21 protein-coding genes are annotated in these 19528 nt (G+C 67.0%); 18 read left to right on the top strand and 3 right to left on the bottom strand.

Features of this window, described 5'->3' with window-relative positions:
* The first annotated feature begins 48 nt into the window (after positions 1 to 48).
* Both ACIP5Y_RS28855 and ACIP5Y_RS28850 read left to right on the top strand, forming a co-directional pair.
* Positions 49 to 1485, top strand: a complete 1437-nt coding sequence (locus ACIP5Y_RS28855) for an NCS2 family permease (RefSeq protein WP_400354726.1) — start codon at positions 49 to 51, stop codon at positions 1483 to 1485.
* A gap of 3 nt (positions 1486 to 1488) precedes the next feature.
* Positions 1489 to 2778 (top strand): XdhC family protein, encoded by a 1290-nt coding sequence (locus ACIP5Y_RS28850; RefSeq protein ID WP_400354724.1) that lies wholly within the window; start codon positions 1489 to 1491, stop codon positions 2776 to 2778.
* Here the strand turns inward: ACIP5Y_RS28850 and ACIP5Y_RS28845 are convergent.
* Positions 2714 to 3478 (bottom strand): IclR family transcriptional regulator, encoded by a 765-nt coding sequence (locus ACIP5Y_RS28845; RefSeq protein WP_400354722.1) that lies wholly within the window; start codon positions 3476 to 3478, stop codon positions 2714 to 2716. The two genes, ACIP5Y_RS28850 and ACIP5Y_RS28845, sit on opposite strands and share 65 nt — an antisense overlap.
* Before the next feature lie 79 nt (positions 3479 to 3557).
* Here ACIP5Y_RS28845 and ACIP5Y_RS28840 point away from each other — a divergent pair, with 79 nt between their 5' ends.
* The 13 genes from ACIP5Y_RS28840 to alc all read left to right on the top strand — a co-directional run bounded on the left by ACIP5Y_RS28840 (position 3558) and on the right by alc (position 13983).
* Complete coding sequence (locus ACIP5Y_RS28840) at positions 3558 to 3815, top strand: thiamine-binding protein (protein ID WP_400354720.1); 258 nt, start codon at positions 3558 to 3560, stop codon at positions 3813 to 3815.
* Positions 3812 to 4210 (top strand): helix-turn-helix domain-containing protein, encoded by a 399-nt coding sequence (locus tag ACIP5Y_RS28835; protein ID WP_400354718.1) that lies wholly within the window; start codon positions 3812 to 3814, stop codon positions 4208 to 4210. The genes ACIP5Y_RS28840 and ACIP5Y_RS28835 overlap by 4 nt, the downstream gene beginning before the upstream one ends.
* A gap of 197 nt (positions 4211 to 4407) precedes the next feature.
* Positions 4408 to 4950 (top strand): 2-oxo-4-hydroxy-4-carboxy-5-ureidoimidazoline decarboxylase, encoded by a 543-nt coding sequence (gene uraD / locus ACIP5Y_RS28830; RefSeq protein WP_400354716.1) that lies wholly within the window; start codon positions 4408 to 4410, stop codon positions 4948 to 4950.
* On the top strand, positions 4947 to 5294 hold the full coding sequence (gene uraH / locus ACIP5Y_RS28825) for a hydroxyisourate hydrolase (RefSeq protein WP_400354714.1): 348 nt from the start codon (positions 4947 to 4949) through the stop codon (positions 5292 to 5294). Before uraD ends, uraH begins: the two co-directional genes overlap by 4 nt.
* A 9-nt stretch (positions 5295 to 5303) precedes the next feature.
* A complete protein-coding gene (gene pucL, locus ACIP5Y_RS28820; RefSeq protein WP_400354712.1) occupies positions 5304 to 6209 on the top strand; it encodes a factor-independent urate hydroxylase in 906 nt (301 codons plus the stop codon).
* Positions 6210 to 6219: 10 nt separating this feature from the next.
* Positions 6220 to 7647 carry a nucleobase:cation symporter-2 family protein gene (locus ACIP5Y_RS28815; protein ID WP_400354710.1) on the top strand — a complete coding sequence of 476 codons (1428 nt, stop codon included), beginning with the start codon at positions 6220 to 6222 and terminating at the stop codon, positions 7645 to 7647.
* A gap of 128 nt (positions 7648 to 7775) precedes the next feature.
* Positions 7776 to 8156: a gamma-glutamylcyclotransferase gene (locus tag ACIP5Y_RS28810; RefSeq protein WP_397001961.1), complete on the top strand. Its 381-nt coding sequence runs from the start codon at positions 7776 to 7778 to the stop codon at positions 8154 to 8156.
* A complete protein-coding gene (locus tag ACIP5Y_RS28805) occupies positions 8153 to 8950 on the top strand; it encodes a hydroxypyruvate isomerase family protein (protein WP_400354708.1) in 798 nt (265 codons plus the stop codon). Before ACIP5Y_RS28810 ends, ACIP5Y_RS28805 begins: the two co-directional genes overlap by 4 nt.
* Positions 8947 to 9825 (top strand): NAD(P)-dependent oxidoreductase, encoded by an 879-nt coding sequence (locus ACIP5Y_RS28800; protein ID WP_400354707.1) that lies wholly within the window; start codon positions 8947 to 8949, stop codon positions 9823 to 9825. The genes ACIP5Y_RS28805 and ACIP5Y_RS28800 overlap by 4 nt, the downstream gene beginning before the upstream one ends.
* Complete coding sequence (locus tag ACIP5Y_RS28795; protein ID WP_400354705.1) at positions 9822 to 9965, top strand: hypothetical protein; 144 nt, start codon at positions 9822 to 9824, stop codon at positions 9963 to 9965. Before ACIP5Y_RS28800 ends, ACIP5Y_RS28795 begins: the two co-directional genes overlap by 4 nt.
* A 1-nt stretch (position 9966) precedes the next feature.
* Entirely contained in the window at positions 9967 to 11772 is a 1806-nt protein-coding gene (gene gcl, locus ACIP5Y_RS28790; protein WP_400354703.1) for a glyoxylate carboligase, read from the top strand.
* A complete protein-coding gene (locus ACIP5Y_RS28785; RefSeq protein ID WP_400354701.1) occupies positions 11769 to 12935 on the top strand; it encodes a glycerate kinase in 1167 nt (388 codons plus the stop codon). Before gcl ends, ACIP5Y_RS28785 begins: the two co-directional genes overlap by 4 nt.
* 19 nt (positions 12936 to 12954) lie before the next feature.
* Entirely contained in the window at positions 12955 to 13983 is a 1029-nt protein-coding gene (gene alc / locus ACIP5Y_RS28780; protein WP_400354699.1) for an allantoicase, read from the top strand.
* 69 nt (positions 13984 to 14052) lie between these two features.
* On the opposite strand, the gene ACIP5Y_RS28775 is transcribed toward alc, so the two are convergent.
* Together ACIP5Y_RS28775 and ACIP5Y_RS28770 are read right to left on the bottom strand one after the other, a co-directional pair.
* On the bottom strand, positions 14053 to 14877 hold the full coding sequence (locus ACIP5Y_RS28775) for an oxaloacetate decarboxylase (RefSeq protein WP_400354697.1): 825 nt from the start codon (positions 14875 to 14877) through the stop codon (positions 14053 to 14055).
* Between the two features lie 179 nt (positions 14878 to 15056).
* Entirely contained in the window at positions 15057 to 16469 is a 1413-nt protein-coding gene (locus tag ACIP5Y_RS28770) for an MATE family efflux transporter (RefSeq protein ID WP_400354695.1), read from the bottom strand.
* A gap of 232 nt (positions 16470 to 16701) precedes the next feature.
* Between ACIP5Y_RS28770 and ACIP5Y_RS28765 the strand changes: the two genes are divergently transcribed.
* From ACIP5Y_RS28765 to ACIP5Y_RS28755, 3 genes are read left to right on the top strand one after another with little or no spacing between them, the layout of a single operon-like run.
* Entirely contained in the window at positions 16702 to 17370 is a 669-nt protein-coding gene (locus ACIP5Y_RS28765; RefSeq protein WP_400354693.1) for a GntR family transcriptional regulator, read from the top strand.
* 56 nt (positions 17371 to 17426) lie between these two features.
* Positions 17427 to 18815: an allophanate hydrolase gene (locus ACIP5Y_RS28760; protein WP_400354692.1), complete on the top strand. Its 1389-nt coding sequence runs from the start codon at positions 17427 to 17429 to the stop codon at positions 18813 to 18815.
* Positions 18812 to 19525, top strand: a complete 714-nt coding sequence (locus ACIP5Y_RS28755; RefSeq protein ID WP_400354690.1) for a cysteine hydrolase family protein — start codon at positions 18812 to 18814, stop codon at positions 19523 to 19525. The genes ACIP5Y_RS28760 and ACIP5Y_RS28755 overlap by 4 nt, the downstream gene beginning before the upstream one ends.
* The last annotated feature ends 3 nt before the right edge of the window (positions 19526 to 19528 follow it).

The following is a 19528-nucleotide window of genomic DNA, read 5'->3' as shown; positions in this document are numbered from 1 at the left end:
TCCCTGTAACCCGGGCCGCAGGTCGGCTACGCCCAAAGGAGGGCAGCCATGACCCAGACACAAACCCCGATCGCCACAGCGGAAACGCGGAGTTCGGCACTCGACAAGTTCTTCCGGCTGTCCGAGCGCAGAACAACCATAACCCGTGAAATCCGCGGCGGTATCACCACTTTCGTCGCTATGGCGTATGTCATATTGCTGGTTCCGCTGATTCTCGGCGGCGTCACCGATATCAACGGTGACAAACTCAGCATTGCGCAGCTGACCACCACCGTCGCCTTCTCCGCCGGTCTGACCACGATCCTCATGGGTCTGGTCGGCAATGTGCCCCTCGCATTGGCCGCCGGTCTCGGACTGGTCCCGGTCGTCGCCTATCAGGCGGCGCCGCACATGACCTGGCCGCAGGCGATGGGCCTGGTGGTGCTGATGGGCATCGTCATCGTGGTGCTGGCCGCCACCGGTCTGCGGACGATGATCATCAATGCGATTCCGCTGGCGATGAAGAACGCCATCGGGGTCGGCATCGGCATGTTCATCGCCATGATCGGCCTGGTGTCCTCCGGGGTAGTGGGTCACGGCGCGCCCGGCGGCCCGCCGGTGACGCTGGGCGTGGACGGTCACCTATCCGGTTGGCCCACATTGATTTTCGCGGTCGGCCTGCTGCTCATGCTGGCGTTGTTCATCCGCAAGGTGCCGGGCGCGATCCTGATCAGCATCGCGATCTCCACCGTGCTGGCGATCATCGTCAACGCCATGGTCAAGATCGACCCGAAGTCCTGGGGCACGGTCGTGCCGGAGAAGCCGAAGTCGCTGTTCGCCACCCCGAACTTCGGCCTGTTCGGCCACATAGACCTGTTCGGCGGCTTCGCCACCGCGGGCGCCATGACCGCCACCGTGGTGCTGTTCACCCTGGTGCTCACCGGCTTCTTCGATGCTATGGGAACGGTTTTCGGGGTCTGTGACGAGGCCGGCCTCGTCGACGAGAACGGTCAGGTGCCCGGTATGGGCAAGATCCTGACCACCGACGGTGTCGCCCAGATCATCGGCGGCCTGACCGGTGGTGCGGGATCCACGGTCTACGTCGAGTCCGCGACGGGTGTCGGCGAGGGCGCCCGTACCGGTCTGGCGAGCGTGTTCACCGGTGGATTGTTCTGCGTCGCAGTGTTCTTCACCCCGGTCGCGGCGGTGGTCCCGATCCAGGCGGCCTCGCCCGCCCTGGTGCTGGTCGGCGCGCTCATGATGACCCAGGCCCGCAAGATCGATTGGAATGATCTGGAGGTCGCGGTGCCGGCCTTCATCACGATCGCGCTGATGCCCTTCACCTACTCGATCACCAATGGCGTCGGCGCGGGCCTCATCGCCTACACGGTGATCAAACTCGCGCGCGGCAAGTTCCGCGAGATCCATTGGCTGGTGGCCGTGGTCAGCGTCGTGTTCGTCGCCTACTTCGGCATCAACGGCATAGAAGCAGCATTCGGGAGATAAGTGATGCGCGACATCGCGGCACAACTCATGGAATGGCATGCGGCGGGCAAGGATTACGCCGTCGCCTCCATCATCGGGATCGGCGGCAGTGCGCCCCGTCCGATCGGCGCGGCCCTGGCCGTGGACGCCGATGGCACGGTCATCGGAAGTCTTTCCGGTGGCTGTGTGGAGGGTTCGGTCTACGAGTTGTGCCGCGCGTCGCTGCGATCCGGTACCGCGATGCGGGAAACCTTCGGCTACAGCGATTCCGACGCCTTCGCGGTCGGATTGACCTGCGGCGGAACCATCGAGGTGTTCGTCCAGCCGGTGACCGCGGCCAATCGCGAGGCGATGGCGGCGGTCCTGGGAGCTGAGGGGGAGGCCGTGGCACTGGTCCGCGACCTCGACAGCGGCGCCGTCCTGGCGCTGGGCACCTGGTGGGCCACCGGAGCCGATTTCGACGACCGCGTACTTGCCGAGGCGCGAGCCATGCTCGATGCCGGCACCACCGGAGTACGCACCATCGGTTGTGATCACGGACGGCCTGCCGCTGTATCGGACGTGCGGCCTGCCGCTGTATCGGACGTGCGGCCTGCCGCTGTGCCGGGCGTGCGGTCTGCCGGCGAGGTCACCGTTTTCATCGAGTCCCATGTGCCGCCGCCGCGGATGATCGTCTTCGGGGCGATCGACTTCGCCGCGGCGACCGCCCGCATCGGCAAGTTCCTCGGCTACCACGTCACCGTGTGCGACGCACGGGCGGTTTTCGCCACCCGCGCGCGTTTCCCGGATGCCGACGAGGTGGTCGTGGAATGGCCGAACCGCTATCTGGAACGCATCCGGGTGGATTCCCGGACTGTGCTGTGCGTGCTCACCCACGACGCCAAATTCGATGTGCCGCTACTGGAAGTGGCCCTTCGGCTGCCGGTGGCGTTCGTGGGCGCGATGGGCTCCCGCCGCACCCACGAGGACCGGCTCGCGCGCCTGCGCGAGGCGGGGGTGACGGAAGCCGAACTGGCGCGCCTGCGTTCGCCCATCGGGCTGGACCTGGGCGGGCGCACCGCGGAGGAGACCGCGGTCTCCATCGCGGCGGAGATCATCGCGGTGCGCAAGGGCGGATCGGGACTGCCGCTCACCGAGAGCCGGGGGGCGCTGCACCGCGACAGCGTGCCCATCCCGGATCTCGAAGTGCCCGATACGCTCGAATTCGCCGATATCGCAGCGGTGCCGCGGATGCGACAGACCGCCGCGCCTAGCGAAGATCGGCCGACACCTTCCGGCCCACTTCGGACAGGAGCGGCACCGCTCGATCGATGAGTTCCTCGGTTATCCGGCCTGCCGGTCCGGAGATCGAAATGGCAAGCCGGGCAGGGGCTTCGGGTACCGCGACCGCGACGCAGCGCACCCCGAGCTCCTGCTCGCCGTCGTCCATGGCGAAGCCGGTGCGCGCGGTGACCTCCAGCTGCCGCGCGAATTCCGCGGGGTCGGTGACGGTGTGGTCGGTGTAGCGTGGCATTCCGGTGCGCTGCAGCAACTCCCGGACCCGCTCCGGCGGCATCCCGGCCAGCATGGCCTTGCCCACGGCGGTGCAGTGCGGGAGGACCCGCCGGCCGACCTCGGTGAACATGCGCACCGAGTGCCGGGAGGGCACCTGCGCGACGTAGACGATCCGATCCCCGTCCAGCATGGCCATATTGGCGGACTCGCCGAGTTCGTCCACCAGCCGGGTCAGATGCGGCCGTGCGGTGAGACTGAGCATGCGGGCCGAGGTCTCGCCCAGCTTGATGAGCTTGGGGCCCAGCGCATACTGGCGCGACGGCTCCTGATGCAGATATCCCAGATCGACCAACGTACGAACCAGGCGGTGAATGGTGGGGAGCGGTAAGCCCGATTCGGTGGCGAGTTGTGAGAGGCCCATCATGCCGCCCGCGTCGGCCATGGTTTCCAGCAGCGCGAACGCGCGCTCGATGGATTGGACGCCGCCGCCGCGTCCCTTGGCCGAGTCTTGTTCAGTCACTGTCCCGCCTCGTCGAGATTTCCGGATAGCGGAAGTTTACCGACGTGTCGCCGATCTTGCCGGAGGTAGCCTGTTGGCCATGCGGTTGCGCGCTGAATTCACCACCGAACCCTTCGACGGCGAGGGTGATCCGCCGCCCCATGCCACCGAAACCTTCGCCGCGCTCGAGAAGCTCGGTCTGACATGCGAATTCGGGCCCTTGGGCACCGAGGTCGCCGGTCCCGGCGCGGTACTGCTGCCCGCCCTGCAGGAAATGCTCGCGGTGGCCTTCGCCAATGGCGCGACCCGGGTGACGCTGCAGGTGGAGCAGGCCGGCGATGGGGAGCGGGCGCAATGAGCGAACGTGCCGGGCCGGACGTCACGCACCCCGTGCTGGTGACGCTCGCCCCCTTGCTGGAACGCGTGGGCGGCACGCTGATTCGTGCCGAGGACCGTTTGCCCGATGATGTCCCGCTGGTGTGGGAGGGGGAGACGCTGGCCTGTGTCCGGCTCGTCTCGGCCGATCCCGAACCCGCCGAGAGTGCCGAGGGGATCGGCCGGATCCTGAGCGAGGTGGCCGCCGAATTCGGCACGTCGCTGGCGGAGCTGCCGCGCGCGGAGAAGCAGCGGGCGGTGCGTCTGCTCGAAGAACGTGGCGCGTTCAGCTATCGCAAGTCCGCCGAGACGGTCGCCGAGGCCCTCGGCGTCACTCGCTTCACCGTCTACAACTATCTCAACCGAACCCGCGCCTGAGAGGTCGCTCGGCCCGTTCGAGGCTTTCGGAAACCCACTGCTCAGCAGTGGGTTTTCTGCGTTTCCTGGACAGTTGCCGGACTGTGCGGTTGACTGCATTTCAACAGATTTCAACAAACTGTTGACGTGGGCGCGTGACCTGTGACACTATTTCGTCAGTCGGAATAGAACTTCCGCAATGCGAGAAAGAGCAGGATATGGTCACTGTCGACGAGTTCAACGAGGTAGAGGGCGCCGCTATCCGGCCCGCTCTGCTCGAGTGCTGTGATGTGCCCGCCTGGGCCGACGCCCTGCTCGGCGCCCGGCCCTTCCCGGATCTGGACAGCCTGCTCGACACCTCGGACCTGCTCGCCGACACCTTCACCCGCGAGGACGTGGACCGCGCCCTGGCCGCGCACCCGCGCATCGGCGAACGCCGTGAGGGTGAGGACCGCGGCGCCGCCTGGTCCCGCGAGGAACAGTCCGGCGTGGCCGCCGACGTGGAGACCATCGCATCCCTGGCATCGGCGAATCGCTTGTACGAGAAGCGATTCGGCCGCGTCTTCCTCATCTGCGCCACCGGGCTGACCTCCCAGGAGATCCTCAACGCGGTGCTGCTGCGGCTGGGCAACGACGAAGACACCGAGGCCAAGGTGGTGGCCACCGAACTGCGCAAGATCGCGCGCCTGCGCCTGCAGAAGGTGGTCTCCGCCGGCCGCGCCACGGTCGGCGAATCGGCTGCGACGGGAGAATCCGCATGAGCGCCATCACCACGCATGTGCTGGACACCGCCCGCGGCCTGCCGGCCGAAGGAGTTCCGGTCCGCCTGGAACTGATCGGCGAGCCCGATCGCAACGACGCGCCCGCCCTGCTCGGCGTCGGTGTCACCGACGCCGACGGCCGCATCCAGAACCTCGGCCCCGATCGCCTCGAATCCGGCCGCTACCGGCTGGTTTTCGAGGTCGCCGCGTACGCCGCCCGGACCGGGCAGGACTACTTCCTGTCCCAGGTCGACATCACTTTCACCCCCACCGGCAATCGCGCGCACTATCACGTGCCGCTGCTGCTGTCCCCATTCGCTTGTTCTGCCTACCGAGGGAGTTGATTCGTTTCCATGGCCATTCAGCTTGGACAAAACCAGTACGGCAAGGCCGAGAACCGGGTTGTGCGCGTCTACCGCGACACCGATCGGCACACCATTCGCGACCTGAACGTCTCCACCGCGCTGCGCGGCCGCTTCGAGGACGCGCACATCACCGGTGATCAGAAGGACATCCTGCCCACCGACACCCAGAAGAACACCGCCTTCGCCTTCGCCAAGGAGAAGGGCGTCCGCTCCATCGAGGAGTTCGGCCTGACCCTGGCCGATCACTTCGTCTCCCGCTGCCCCGGCGCCGACGGCGCGCGCATCGAGATCGAGGAGTACGCCTGGGACCGGATCCCGGTAGACGGTGCGGGACATGATCATTCGTTCGTGAAGGCCGGTGGCGGCACCCGCACCACGGTCGTGAACATGGATGGCTACGGCGCGAGCCGTGAGGCGCACGTGATCACCGGCATCAAGGACCTGGTGCTGCTCAAGTCCACCGGCTCGGAGTTCCACGGCTACTTCGAGGACAAGTACACCACCCTGCAGCCCACCAAGGACCGCATCATGGCGACCTCGCTGGTGGCCCGGTGGCGCTACGACCGTACCGATGTGGACTGGGACAAGTCCTACTCCTCCATCCGTGCCACCCTGCTGCGGCAGTTCGCCGTGGTGCACTCGATGGCGTTGCAGCAGACCCTCTACAGCATGGGTCGCGCCGTCCTCGAGCAGCACCGCGAGGTCGCCGAGATCAAGTTCTCGGCCCCGAACAAGCACCACTTCCTGGTGGACCTGAGCCCCTTCCACGTGGAGAACCCGGGCGAGGTGTTCATTGCCGCCGACCGCCCCTACGGCCTGATCGAGGCCAGCCTGAACCGCGACGATGCGACCCCCGCCGGCAATGCCTGGCTCGGCGTCCCCGGGTTTTGCTGAGGAGAGAGCCGTGTTCGGCGTGAAACTGCAAGGGCGAGTACGACATACCGGGCCCGAAGACGAGCGTTATTCGGTCGGTAAGACCATCGCCTACGGAGCCCAGCACATTCTGACGATGTACGGCGGTGTCATCGCGCCGCCGCTCATCGTCGGTGGCGCGGCCGGACTCTCCGGCCCCGACATGGCCCTGCTGGTCACTGCCGGACTGTTCGTCTCGGGTGTGGCGACCCTGCTGCAGACTCTCGGCCTCGGCCCGGTCGGCAGCAAACTGCCCATCGTGCAAGGCATTTCGTTCGCCACCGTATCGACCATGGTGACGATCTCGCACTCGGGCGGCCTGCGGTCGGTCTACGGCGCGATCATCGTCGCCGGCTTGATCGGCCTGGTGCTGTCCACCTTCGTCGCCAAGCTGATCAGGTACTTCCCGGCGGTGGTGACCGGAACGATCATCACCATGATCGGTCTGTCGCTGCTGCCGGTGGCCTTCACCTGGGCGCTGGGCAATGATCCGCACCGGGCCGGGTACGGGTCGATGAGCAATATCGGCCTGGCGGGGCTCACGCTGTTGATCATCCTGGTGGTCAGCAGGCTCTTCCAGGGCGCGATCTCGCGATTGTCCATCCTGATCGGCTTGATCGCGGGGACCGCCATCGCCGCCCTGATGGGGAAGACCGACTTCTCCGCAGTGGGGCAGACGAAAGTGATTGCGCTGCCGTCGATCCTGCCCTTCGGCTCGCCGACCTACGACATCGGCGCGATCGTCTCGATGACCATCGTGGTGCTGGTGATCATGACCGAGACCGTGGCCGATGTGATCACCATCGGTGAGATCATCGAGACCAAGGTCGACACCCGCCGGGTCGCGGCGGGCATCCGCGCGGATATGGCCGCCTCGACGGTGGCCCCGCTGTTCGGGTCGTTCCCGTGCAGCGCGTTCGCGCAGAACATCGGCCTGGTGGCCCTGACCGGAATCAAGAGCCGGTTCGTGGTCGCCACCGGCGGCGGCATCCTGCTGCTGCTCGGCTTCTTCCCGATATTCGGTGCGGTGGTCGCCGGAATTCCGTATCCGGTACTGGGCGGCGCGGGCGTCGTGCTGTTCGGAACCGTTGCGGCCAGCGGTATCCGGTCGCTGGCGCGGGTCCAATTCCACGACAACCTGAATATGGTGATCGTCGCGGTGGCAATGGCCTTCGGGCTCATTCCGATTGCCGCGCCGACATTTTGGGACGCATTCCCGCAATGGTTCGCGACGATCATGAATGCGGGTATCACCGGCACCGCGATCGCGGCGATCCTGCTCAACTTGCTGTTCAACGAGTTGCGTATCGGGAATCGTTCGGGCGCCTCCGTCTTCGCCGCGGCGGATGACGAACGCGACGCAGTACTCGGTGTTATGGAAGGCGGCGGCGATCGGCTCGCGGACGAAATTCGCGACTGAACCGCCTCGGCTGGACGAATCTACGAACTCGACCCCGGAACGATCTCCACGATTGGGTTGATCACGGCTTTCGCGGCACACGTGATCGCCGACATAATTTCGACCGACGGGGGAGGAAGGACCTTACAATGCCCCTCATTTTCCTGAATGGCGGCGCCATGCGTGGCGGTCCGCTGAACCACCTGCTCGAAGGCGCGCCCTTCGCCGGTGAGGTGAAAACCGCAGCCCGCTACCGGTTCTATTCGGTCGGCGATCGGTTCCCGGGTCTGCACCCGGTCTCCGACGGCGGCGCCTCGATCGCCGGTGAGTTATTCGATGTATCTATGGATACGCTGCGCGCCAGCCTGTTGCCGGCCGAGCCGCCGGAACTGGAACTGGGCGTGATCGAACTCGACGACAACCGTTCGGTGCTGTCGATGTTGCTGCGCCGGTCGCCCGTTTCCTATACGCAGCTGGTCGATATCACCGAGATCGGCAGCTGGCAGACCTATCGCGAAGGAATCCGATGAGTTTCACCACCGGGGGCGTGCCCCGGAAATTCGACGTCAACTGCTCGATTCTCTTCACCGACCTGCCGCTGCTCGAACGGGCCGCGGCGGCCAAGGCGGCCGGATTCGACGCGGTCGAATTCTGGTGGCCCTTCGGTGAAGACGCCACGCCGGGCGACCAGGAGATCGACGCCTTCGTGCGTTCGATCGAGGACGCCGGCGTGCAGCTGGTCGGATTGAATTTCATCGATCTGATTCCGGCGGGGCGGGGCTTGGTCTCCGTGCCGGGGGCAGAGACCAAGTTCCGCGATAACGTGCCGGTCGCCGTCGGCATTGCGGAGCGGCTCGGCTGCAAGGCGCTGAACGCGCTGTACGGCAACCGGATCGAGGGCGAGAGCCCCGAGAAGCAGGACGAGCTCGCCCTGGAGAACCTGCGTTTCGCGGCGAAGGCCGCGCAGGGCATCGGCGCCATCGTGCTGCTCGAGGCGCTGAATGCCATTGAGTCCCCGGCCTATCCGGTCGTCTCGAGTGAGCACGCGGTGCGCATCATCGAGCAGGTCGGCGAGCCGAACGTGCGTTTCCTGTGCGATCTGTACCACCTCGCCCGCATGGACGAGAACCTGACTTCGACGATCGACACCTACGGCCGCTACTTCGGTCACGTGCAGATCGCCGATTCCCCGAACCGTGGCCGGCCGGGCAGCGGCGAGCTCGACTTCGCGCAGCTCTTCGGCGCCCTGGACGCCATCGGCTACGACGGCTACATCGGCCTGGAATACAAAGACCCTGAACTGGATTGGGAGTGGATCAAGTGAGCAAGATCGGTTTCGTCGGCCTCGGCATCATGGGCGGCCCCATGGCGGGTCACCTGGTCAAGGCCGGTCACGAGGTCACCGGATTCGACCTCTCGCCCGCGGGCCTGGAGAAGTTGAAGGCCGCCGGCGGCGCCACCGCGGGCAGCGCGGCGGAAGCGGTGCGCGACAAGGACATCGTCATCACCATGCTGCCGCAGGACGAGCATGTGGAGGCGGTCTTCGCCGACGTCCTCGAGCACGCCGCCGAGGGCACGCTGTACATCGACTTCTCCACCATCACCCCCAAGACCTCCCGGTGGACCGCCACCGCGGGCGCCGAGAAGGGCCTGCGGGTCCTCGACGCCCCCGTATCCGGTGGTGAGGCCGGCGCGGTCAATGCCGTGCTGTCGATCATGGTCGGCGGTTCGCAGGCCGACTTCGACGCCGCGCTGCCGATCTTCGAGACCGTCGGCAAGGTCGTCGCGCTGGTCGGCCCGAACGGCGCCGGTCAGGTCGTGAAGGCCGCCAACCAGCTGGTCGTCGGCGGCACCTACGCCCTGGTGGCGGAGGCGATCCTGCTCATGGAGGGCCTGGGCGCGGACGCCGAGGCCGGTCTGGATGTGCTGGCCGGTGGCCTCGCGGGCAGCCGCATCCTGGAGCTGAAGCGGAAGTCCATGCTGGAGCGCAGCTTCGCGCCGGGCTTCCGGATCGACCTGCACCACAAGGACATGGGCATCATCCTGAATGCCGCCCGCGACGCCGACGTCTCGATCCCGATGGGTGCGCTCACCGCGCAGCTCATCGCCGCCGCCCGCGCCATGGGCCACGGCTCGCTGGATCACTCCGCCCTGCTGCTGGTCGCGGAGGCGTTGTCCGGCAAGGGCAACAAGGCTTGACAACCACTGAACTCCGGGCGGTGGAGGAGCACGGGCAGTGTGCCCTCCACATTCCCGCGGGCTGGGTGATCACACCCGGCCCGGCACGAGTGCTGGGCCGGGCCGAGCGCCTGCTCGAATACCGAAACACGGAGAACTGACATGGCACGCATGCGGACTGTGGACGCGGCCGTCCTCATCCTCGAAAAAGAAGGCGCCACACAGGCATTCGGCCTGCCCGGCGCCGCGATCAACCCGTTCTACAGCGCGATGCGCGCGCACGGCGGCATCAAGCATGTGCTGGCCCGCCACGTCGAGGCCGCCTCGCACATGGCCGAGGGTTACACCCGTGCCGCCGCCGGCAATATCGGCGTCTGCATCGGCACCTCGGGTCCGGCCGGCACCGATATGATCACCGGATTGTATTCCGCCAGTGCGGATTCCATTCCGATCCTGTGCATCACCGGACAGGCGCCGGTGGCCAAGCTGCACAAGGAGGACTTCCAGGCCGTCGACATCTCGTCGATCGCCGCGCCGGTCTCCAAGTGGGCGACCACCGTGCTGGAGCCCGCGCAGGTGCCGGGCGCCTTCCAGAAGGCGTTCCACCTCATGCGTTCCGGTCGTCCGGGCCCGGTGCTGCTGGATCTGCCGATCGATGTGCAGCTGGCCGAGATCGAGTTCGACATCGAGACCTACGAGCCGCTCGAGGTGCACCGCCCGGCCGCGAGCCGCGCGCAGGCCGAGAAGGTGCTCACCATGCTGGCCGCGGCCGAGCGTCCGCTGATCGTGGCCGGCGGCGGCATCATCAATGCCGACGCCGCGGATCTGCTGCTCGAATTCGCCGAGCTGACCGGCATTCCCGTGGTCCCGACCCTGATGGGCTGGGGCGCCATCGGCGACGACCACCCGCTGCACGCGGGCATGGTCGGTCTGCAGACCTCGCACCGCTACGGCAACGAGACGCTGCTGGCCTCGGACTTCGTGCTGGGTATCGGTAACCGGTGGGCCAACCGCCACACCGGCGGCATCGACACCTACACCAAGGACCGCACCATCGTGCACGTCGACATCGAGCCGACCCAGATCGGCCGCGTCTTCGCGCCCGATTACGGTGTCGTCTCCGATGCGGGCGCCGCGCTGAACGCCTTCATCGCCGTCGCGCAGGATCAGAAGGACGCGGGCAGCCTGCCCGACCGCTCCGAGTGGGCCACGCAGGTGCGCGACCGCAAGCGGAACCTGCTGCGCAAGACCGACTTCGACAATATCCCGATCAAGCCGCAGCGCGTGTACCAGGAGATGAACCGCGCGTTCGGCCCGGACACCCGCTACGTCACCACCATCGGCCTGTCGCAGATCCAGGCGTCGCAGATGCTGCACGTCTACAAGCCGCGGCACTGGATCAATGCCGGCCAGGCCGGGCCGCTGGGCTGGACGCTGCCCGCCGCGCTGGGTGTGGCCACCGCCGACCCGAGCACGCCGGTCGTCGCGCTGTCGGGTGACTACGACTTCCAGTTCCTCATCGAGGAATTGGCCGTCGGCGCCCAGTTCAACATTCCGTACATCCACGTCGTGGTGAACAACTCGTACCTGGGCCTGATCCGTCAGGCGCAGCGCGCGTTCGACATGGACTACTACGTGCAGCTGTCCTTCGAGAACATCAACAGCCCGGACGTCAACGGCTACGGCGTCGACCACCTGAAGGTGGCGGAGGGCCTGGGCTGCAAGGCCGTTCGCGTCACCGACCCGAGCAAGCTGGGTGCGGCGTTCGACGAGGCCAAGCAGCTGCTCGCCGAGCACCGGGTGCCGGTGCTGGTCGAGGTCATCCTCGAGCGCGTCACCAATGTGTCCATGGGTGCGGCGAACATCGACGCCGTCACCGAGTTCGAGGAGCTCGCCGAATCGTTCGACGACGCCCCCACCGCCATTGCGGCGCAGCCGGAGTTCGAAGCGGCGGGGAGCGCGCGATGATCCAGGTGCGCGGCGGCAACAAGGGGTGGAACGAAGGACATGTGGTCGTCGCCCCTGACAAGTTCAAGGGCTCGCTCACCGCTCCCGAGGTCGCCGCGCACCTGGCCGCCGGGCTCCGGCAGGCCCGGCCGGACATTCCGGTCGTGACCGTGCCGGTCGCCGACGGCGGCGACGGCACCGTGGACGCGATGGTGGCCGCGGGCTACGCCGGTCTGCAGACCGCCGTGACCGGGCCGGTCGGCAACCGCGTCGTCGCCTCCTTCGCGATGAAGGGGGAGTCGGCCGTCATCGAACTGGCCGAGGCCTCCGGGCTGCGGCGCCTGCCCGATCAGCCCACCTCGGCTACCGCGCTGGCGGCGACCAGCGCGGGCACCGGCGATCTGATCCGCACCGCTGTCCTGGGCGGTGCGCGACGGGTCGTCCTGGGTCTGGGTGGCAGCGCCTGTACCGACGGCGGAGCGGGCATGCTCACCGCGCTCGGCGCGCGCCTGCTCGACGCCGATGGGCGGGTGCTGCCGCCCGGCGGTGCGGCCCTGCAGCGGCTGGAGACCATCGATCTCACGGGCATGATGAGGGTGCCGGTGGTCGTGGCCTCCGATGTCGACAATCCGCTGCTGGGTGCGCGCGGTGCGGCGGCGGTGTACGGGCCCCAGAAGGGCGCGGGCACAGCCGAAGTCGCGGAACTGGAGCGCGGACTCGCGCGCTTCGCCGAGGTGGCGCGGCGCGAGCTGGGCCATGATGTGGCCGATCGTCCCGGGGCGGGAGCCGCCGGCGGGGTCGGCTTCGCCGCCCTCGCGTTTCTCGGCGCGAATATCCGGCCCGGTATCGAGATCATCCTGGAGCAGGTCGATTTCGACGCCACCCTGGCCGGCGCGCGCCTGGTGCTCACCGGGGAGGGTTCGCTCGACGAGCAGACCCTGCACGGCAAGGCCCCGATCGGCGTGGCACGCGCGGCCGCCAAGGCCGAGGTGCCGGTACTGGCCGTCTCCGGCCGGCGCCTGATCGAACGAAGTGAATTGCGCCCCTACGGAATAGCGGACGCCTACGCCCTCACCGATATCGAACCCGATCCCGAGGTCTGCATGAGCAATGCCGGGGATCTGCTGGAGCAGTTGGCCACGCGGATCGCCGCCGATCACCTGGATCGCGAACTGTCCCGTTGAACCCCCAGTGAGAGAAGACATGTCGGATTTCACCAGCCTCCCGGATCTCGCCCTGCGCAGCAATCGTGGTGCGGTCATCGCCGCCAACGACGAATCCTTCGAGGAGCGCGAGAACCTCATCCAGCCGTGGGAACCCCGGTTCTCCCCGGAGACCTTCGGGCCCAAGGGCCAGGAGTACGACGGCTGGGAAACCCGGCGCCGGCGCAGTCCGGGCAATGACTGGGCGATCGTGCGGCTGGGCCTGACCGGTGTCATCCGCGGCGTGGTGGTGGATACCGCCTGGTTCAAGGGCAACTACCCGCCGCACATCTCCGTGGAGGCCTGCCGTGTCTCAGGTTATCCGTCCGTGGCGCAACTGAATTCGGCCGCCAAATGGGTGGAGATCGTGCCCAAGAGCGCGATCGGCGGCGACGCCAAGCACGAATTCCCGGTCTCCGACGAGCGTGTCTTCACTCATGTGCGGTTGAACATGCATCCGGACGGCGGTATCGCCCGCATCCGCGTGCACGGTGACGTGGTCCCGGACCCGACCCTGCTCACCGGGTTGACCGTGGACCTCGCGGCGCTGGAGAACGGTGCGCGGGTCGAGGCCTGCTCCAACATGTTCTACTCGGCACCGGACAATATGCTGGCTCCCGGTCTTGCCCGCAACCAGGCCGAAGGCTGGGAGACCGGTCGCCGCCGCGACGACGCCAACGACTGGGCGATCATCCGCCTGGCCGCTCAGGGCGTGCCCGACCTCATCGAATTCGATACCACCAACCTGGTTTTCAACTCGCCGGGCGAAATCCGTTTGCTGGCCATCGATCACGAGGGCAACGGCCCGCTCCCCGACGCCGACGACCCGGCCTGGTTCGAACTCCAGCCCCGCATCCCGGTCCAGCCGGACACCCCGCACCGCTTCCGTGTCCGCCCCGACGCCCAGCGGCCCGCGACCCACGTCCGGCTGGACATCTATCCCGATGGAGGCGTAGCCCGCCTGCGCATCCTCGGGTCCCTCACCCCCACTGCCGAGCGCACCCTGAACTCGCGCTGGGGCGCGATCTAGGCGACACCCCGCCCAGTTCGCGCGCGAGGGCGAAGCCCCGCACCTGCCTACCCAAGGTGCGGGGCTTCTTCATGCCCGAGACCCCAGCACTTGCGCGTATTGGTCCAATGACAGCTCTGCGGGCGAGAATTGCGCCGGGGACCCTCCGTGTGCGAGATGAGCGGCCAGGTCTCGCATCGATCGCGTGTAGGTGAGGATCGACGCCAGGGGATAGGCCAGAATCGCGATACCGAGGTTCGCGAACTCGGCGGGCACAAGATCGGGGGTCTTTCCCGAGACCGCGTTCATCATGACCGGAACCGGCATCTGCCGTACCAGGTGCTCGATCTCCTGCGGCGACTGCAGCATTTCGACCAGCACCAGATCCGCGCCCGCATCGGCGTACGTGCGGGCACGACGCAGCGCCTCCTCGAAACCGAGTGGCAGCCGCGCGTCGGTGCGGCCGATGATCAGGAAATCCGCGCTGCTGCGGGCGTCGATCGCGGCGCGAATCCGATCGGCGTGCTCGTCGGCGGAAACCAGTTCCAGACCGGCCATGGCGCCGCATTTCTTCGGCATGACCTGATCCTCGAGATGGATCGCGCACACGCCTGCCGCTTCGTATTCCCGCACTGTGCGCGCGACATTCACCGCGTTTCCGTAGCCGGTATCGGCATCCGCTATGACCGGCACGCCTGTCGCGGCAACGATCGCGCGTGCGCGCATGACCATCTCGGTCATGGTGAGCAGTCCGATGTCGGGCGCCCCGAGCAACGAGGCGGAGGTTCCATTTCCGCTCATGTACACCGCGGGAAAGCCGGCGTCCCCGAATACCTTCGCCGCCAAGCCGTCATGTACACCCGGAGCCACGACCATCCGGGACTCCGACAGCATTTGCCGCAGGTCGGACGCCATCGACATCACCCCATCTCACACGGTTCGAATGCGCGCAAACTTAGCTCGGAATGTGCTGAAGTGCAATGAGATCGCGTATGTTGCATCGAGACCGACGCTTCGTGGTGACAACGGAATATCCTGGCCCGCAACAAATTACGGAATCTGTCAGGCGTTTGATATCCCTGCTGGAGGGCTTTCTACGGGAGATGCCACTCGGGTGCTGGTGACAGCTGCTTTGGGCCGACGCCGTTGAAGCTGGGTTCGAAGCGGTAGAAGAAGTGGCGGAGGGTGAGCGCGGAGGTCGCGGCCATGCCGAGGCCGAGACCGGTCAAGGCCCCGAGCGCGCCGAAACCTGCGGGGAAGGCCAGCAGGACGGCCGCGGGGATGCCGATCGCCCAGGAGCCGGTGATCGCCAGCAGGAAACCCGCGGTGGTGGCCTGCAATCCGCGGAGCAGGGCGATGCCGAGGTGCTGGCCGGCGTGGAAGAACTGCAGGAGTACGGCCATGAGCAGCAGCCAGCGGGCCAGGTCGGCGACCGTGTCGGCGGTGTCGCCGTGCAGGAACAGCCGCACGATCCAGTCGGCCCAGAAGAGATAGAGCAAGCCGGCGCATATCGGCACGACCGTCGCGCGGCGCAGCGCGCCCCACGCCACAGCGCGCGCCTCATGGCTCCTGTGTCGCGCGACCGCGTGGCTGACCAGGACCGAGGCGCCGTGCGCGAGTCCGGTGGCCGCCTGCGCGGCGATGTGCATCAGTTGGGAGACAACGGTATACGCGGCCAGCGCCTCGGGGCCGAGCGCGCCCATCACCGTGGCCAGCAGGGAGAACATGCCGGTCTCGGCGCCGTAGGTCAATGCGATCGGCGTGCCCAGCCGGAGGTCGGTCCGGACACTGTGCCCGGTCGGCCGGGCCGGGCCGTGGGGGAGGGCCGGGCCGAGTTCGCGGTCGGTGCGGACCGCCGTCCACAGTGCCACGAAGATCAGCGTGTAGCCGACGGACATGGCGATGCCGAATCCGGTGAGCCCCAAGGCCGGAAACCCGCCCCAGCCGTGAATGAACATCAGGCCCAGGCCGGCGTTCAGCGGCACCGCGGCCAGGGCCACCAGCATCAGCTTGCGCGGGCGCTGCCGGCCCACGAGGTATTGGCGAAGCACCAGGAACCACAGGCTCGGCACCAAGCCGGGCGCGAGGCCCAGCAGGACAACCCGTGCCCCGCCCACCACCTGTAGGTCCTGGCTCATCCACCGCAGCGCCCAGCCCAGCCCGACGAGCAGCATCGTCCCCAGCAGTCCCGAGCCGGTCGCGATGAGGAAACTCGACCGCAGCACATCCTCGATCCCGGTATCCGCCACCGACTCCGAGGCCGCGCCGAACCGATCGAGCTCGCCCAGCACCCCGGCCACCCGATTCTCGGTGGCACTGATCAGTCCGGCGCAGGTATTGCGCACCTGATCGAACAACATCAGCGCCAACCCCCCGGCGGCCAATTCCCGGACGCCGAGCCCGCCGATCAAACCAATATAGATAGTGGAAACTCCCACCAGCGCCCACTGGGTTACCGCAAGTTGAACACCCAGCGCCGTAAGCTGCCCACCGTCGAGCCGTGCCATTAAACCTCCAGCCATACAACATGATTGGAGAAATATCACGCGACTTATCGGTCTTCGTCCTATTGCTGAACAGTGGAGCGAGATGCTGCCAGGGAATCATACGTGAATGAAGTAGCAATTAGCTGGCAAATGATCATGGGTGTCGGGCGCGGACTTCGCCGTGTCCGAAGTGGTGACACTTCTGATTTGGTGGAGGGCCGGTGACTGATCATCGGATTCGTACACTCGTGTCATGACGTCGAGTGCGGAAATTGCGGTGCTGCCACCGAGTCTGGTGGAGATGGTGACGCGACATGTGCGTGCCGAGGTCTTGAGCGGGGGATTGGAGCCGGGAAAGCGGGTGGGGGAGGAAGCGCTGTGCGCGCGATTGGGGACCAGCCGGGCGCCGGTGCGCGAAGCATTGAGGTTGCTTGCACAGGAAGGGCTTATCGAGCATCTGCCGCGGCGAGGGTTTCGGGTCGCCGTCTGGTCGGCGACGGATATCTTGCAGTTGTTCGAACTACGGCGGGTGCTCGAGCAGCATGCGATGGAGTCGGCTTTCCCGCTGGCGGAAGAGGGGGATCCATTGCGGGAGGTGCGAGGGGCGCTGAAGGATATGCGGGTCGCGGATGCGGCGGGGGATCTGTTCGAGCGGGACAATGCGCATCGGCGCTTCCACGGTGAGATCGTGGCGCTGGCGGGAAACCGGCAGTTGGATCTCGCTTATGCGCCGATACTGCTGAAACTGCAGCTCCCGATGGCGCGCAATATGCGCCGGGAGGAGCGGGTGACCGCGCGGCACAATGGCATCCGCCGGCACGAGGATCTGCTCGCCGCCCTGGAGGCCAATGACTCCGCGGTGGCCTGCGCGGCGCTGCGGCAGCACGGCGAGCGCGCCTACCTGGATCTCGAGATCCGCTAACACAGCGGATACATACGGAGACAACCGACTTCACACATTCTGTCGACAATCGACAAATGCGGATATCGGGCCCCACCATCGCGGAGATCCTCGCCTCGCACGAGAGCGGCAGCGGATCACCGACCAGCACGGCGGCGCGGGTCGCCGACGCCATGACGGCCGGCGGGGACGACGGCACCTGGATCACCCGGCGCTCGCGGACGGAATTGCTCTCCGCGGCAGCGGAAATCGAGCGACGGCCGGGGGCGCGGACACTGCCGCTGTACGGTGTCCCGTTCGGGGTGAAGGACAGCATCGATGTGGCGGGCCTGCCCACCACCCTCGCCTGCCCCGACTTCGCCTATATCGCAACGGAGACCGCACCGGCGGTGCGGCGGCTGCTGGATGCCGGGGCATTGTGCGTCGGGAAGACGAACCTGGACCAGTTCGCCACCGGGCTCAATGGCACCCGCACGCCCTATCCGATACCGCGCAGCGTCTATGGCGACGAGTTGATCTGCGGCGGTTCCAGTTCGGGGTCCGCGCGGGCCGTCGCACTCGGGCAGGTGCCGTTCTGTGTCGCGACGGATACCGCGGGCTCGGGGCGGGTGCCCGCCGCGCTCAACGGCATTGTCGGCTGGAAGCCCTCGCGCGGCCTGATCAGCGCGGTCGGCCTGGTGCCCGCGTGTAAGTCGCTGGATTGCATGACTCTGATGGCCGCCACGATCGAGGATCTGGACCGGGTCTTCGAGGTGATCGGCGCCGCCGATCCGGACGATCCGTGGAGCCGATCCCGCGGCCCGCATTACGGCGGGACCCGGCTGCGGGTGGGACTGCCCGCCGAGGACGAGCTGGAATTCTTCGGCGACGACGTCTTCGGGGTCGCGCACCTCGCGCTTCGTGACCGCCTCGCCCGGCTCGGCTTCGACTGCGTCACAACGACGCTGCGGCCGTTCCTGGATGCGGGGGAACTGCTGTATCAAGGCCCCTGGGTGGCCGAACGGCTGGTGGAATTCGGCGACTTCCTGACCGGGCATCCGGAGTCCATCCTGCCGGTGATCCGCGAAATACTCACCGGTGGATATCGATTCGATGCCGTCGACGTCTTCCGCGCCCAGCAGGAGCTGCAGCGCCTGCGGTCGGTGGTGGCGCGCCTGTGGGCGGATTTCGATGTGATGGTCGTGCCGACGATCGGCACCACCTTCACCGTTGGTGAGGTCCTCGCGGACCCCATCCGCACCAATACGGTTCTGGGCCACTACACCCACTTCGGAAACCTGCTGGACCTCACCGCCATTGCCGTACCGGTCGGCGTCACCGCGGACGGCCGCGCAATCTCGGCGATGGTCCTCGGCCCCGCACTCAGCGACGACACCGTACTGGCGGCCGCCGCCCGCCTCCTCGACGAGCCGCGCCCCGTGCGGGCGCAGACCCATATCCGGCTCGCACAGAAAGAACCAAGATGACCGCAGTCCACGAAATCCCGGCCCAGCCGGGACCTTTCACCTTCGACCCGCATACTGTCGCTTTGCTCGTCATCGATATGCAGCGCGACTTCCTGCTGCCCGGCGGCTTCGGCGAGAGCCTGGGCAACGATGTCGCCTTGTTGCGCACCGTGATCGATCCGCTCGCCGGACTTCTCGCCGCCGCCCGCGAGTGCGGGATCCCGGTGATCCACACCCGGGAGGGCCACCTGCCCGACCTCTCCGACTGCCCGCCCGCGAAACTATTGCGCGGCAATCCCTCCCAGCGCATCGGCGATCCTGGAAGATTCGGCCGCATCCTGATCCGGGGCGAATACGGCCACGACATCATCGACGAACTGGCTCCCGCGCCGGGGGAAGTCGTGATCGACAAGCCCGGGAAGGGCGCCTTCTACGCCACCGAACTCGAAGCCGTCCTGAACGACAACGAGATTCAGACCCTGTTCGTCACCGGGGTCACCACGGAAGTATGCGTGCACACCACCGTCCGTGAGGCGAACGACCGCGGCTACGAATGCCTGGTCGTCTCCGATTGCGTCGGATCGTATTTCCCGGAATTCCAGCGCGTGGGCCTGGAAATGATCGCCGCACAGGGCGGCATCTTCGGCTGGGTCGCCCCCTCCGCCACGGTGATCGGCGCACTGTCGACCGCCGCCTCGAATACCCCGGTCTCCTCGACCACCCCGGCTTAGCGA

This window comes from Nocardia sp. NPDC088792, assembly GCF_044750615.1.
Lineage (GTDB): Bacteria > Actinomycetota > Actinomycetes > Mycobacteriales > Mycobacteriaceae > Nocardia.
This window is presented reverse-complemented; position numbering and strand designations above follow the sequence as displayed.

Bases quoted from the DNA above. Each gene is read 5' to 3' on its own strand.
- ACIP5Y_RS28855 (WP_400354726.1), top strand. From the start codon at position 49: ATGACCCAGACACAAACCCCGATCGCCACAGCGGAAACGCGGAGTTCG.
- ACIP5Y_RS28850 (WP_400354724.1), top strand. From the start codon at position 1,489: ATGCGCGACATCGCGGCACAACTCATGGAATGGCATGCGGCGGGCAAG.
- ACIP5Y_RS28840 (WP_400354720.1), top strand. From the start codon at position 3,558: ATGCGGTTGCGCGCTGAATTCACCACCGAACCCTTCGACGGCGAGGGT.
- ACIP5Y_RS28835 (WP_400354718.1), top strand. From the start codon at position 3,812: ATGAGCGAACGTGCCGGGCCGGACGTCACGCACCCCGTGCTGGTGACG.
- uraD (WP_400354716.1), top strand. From the start codon at position 4,408: ATGGTCACTGTCGACGAGTTCAACGAGGTAGAGGGCGCCGCTATCCGG.
- uraH (WP_400354714.1), top strand. From the start codon at position 4,947: ATGAGCGCCATCACCACGCATGTGCTGGACACCGCCCGCGGCCTGCCG.
- pucL (WP_400354712.1), top strand. From the start codon at position 5,304: ATGGCCATTCAGCTTGGACAAAACCAGTACGGCAAGGCCGAGAACCGG.
- ACIP5Y_RS28810 (WP_397001961.1), top strand. From the start codon at position 7,776: ATGCCCCTCATTTTCCTGAATGGCGGCGCCATGCGTGGCGGTCCGCTG.
- ACIP5Y_RS28805 (WP_400354708.1), top strand. From the start codon at position 8,153: ATGAGTTTCACCACCGGGGGCGTGCCCCGGAAATTCGACGTCAACTGC.
- gcl (WP_400354703.1), top strand. From the start codon at position 9,967: ATGGCACGCATGCGGACTGTGGACGCGGCCGTCCTCATCCTCGAAAAA.
- ACIP5Y_RS28785 (WP_400354701.1), top strand. From the start codon at position 11,769: ATGATCCAGGTGCGCGGCGGCAACAAGGGGTGGAACGAAGGACATGTG.
- alc (WP_400354699.1), top strand. From the start codon at position 12,955: ATGTCGGATTTCACCAGCCTCCCGGATCTCGCCCTGCGCAGCAATCGT.
- ACIP5Y_RS28775 (WP_400354697.1), bottom strand. From the start codon at position 14,877: ATGGCGTCCGACCTGCGGCAAATGCTGTCGGAGTCCCGGATGGTCGTG.
- ACIP5Y_RS28770 (WP_400354695.1), bottom strand. From the start codon at position 16,469: ATGGCACGGCTCGACGGTGGGCAGCTTACGGCGCTGGGTGTTCAACTT.
- ACIP5Y_RS28765 (WP_400354693.1), top strand. From the start codon at position 16,702: ATGACGTCGAGTGCGGAAATTGCGGTGCTGCCACCGAGTCTGGTGGAG.
- ACIP5Y_RS28760 (WP_400354692.1), top strand. From the start codon at position 17,427: ATGCGGATATCGGGCCCCACCATCGCGGAGATCCTCGCCTCGCACGAG.
- ACIP5Y_RS28755 (WP_400354690.1), top strand. From the start codon at position 18,812: ATGACCGCAGTCCACGAAATCCCGGCCCAGCCGGGACCTTTCACCTTC.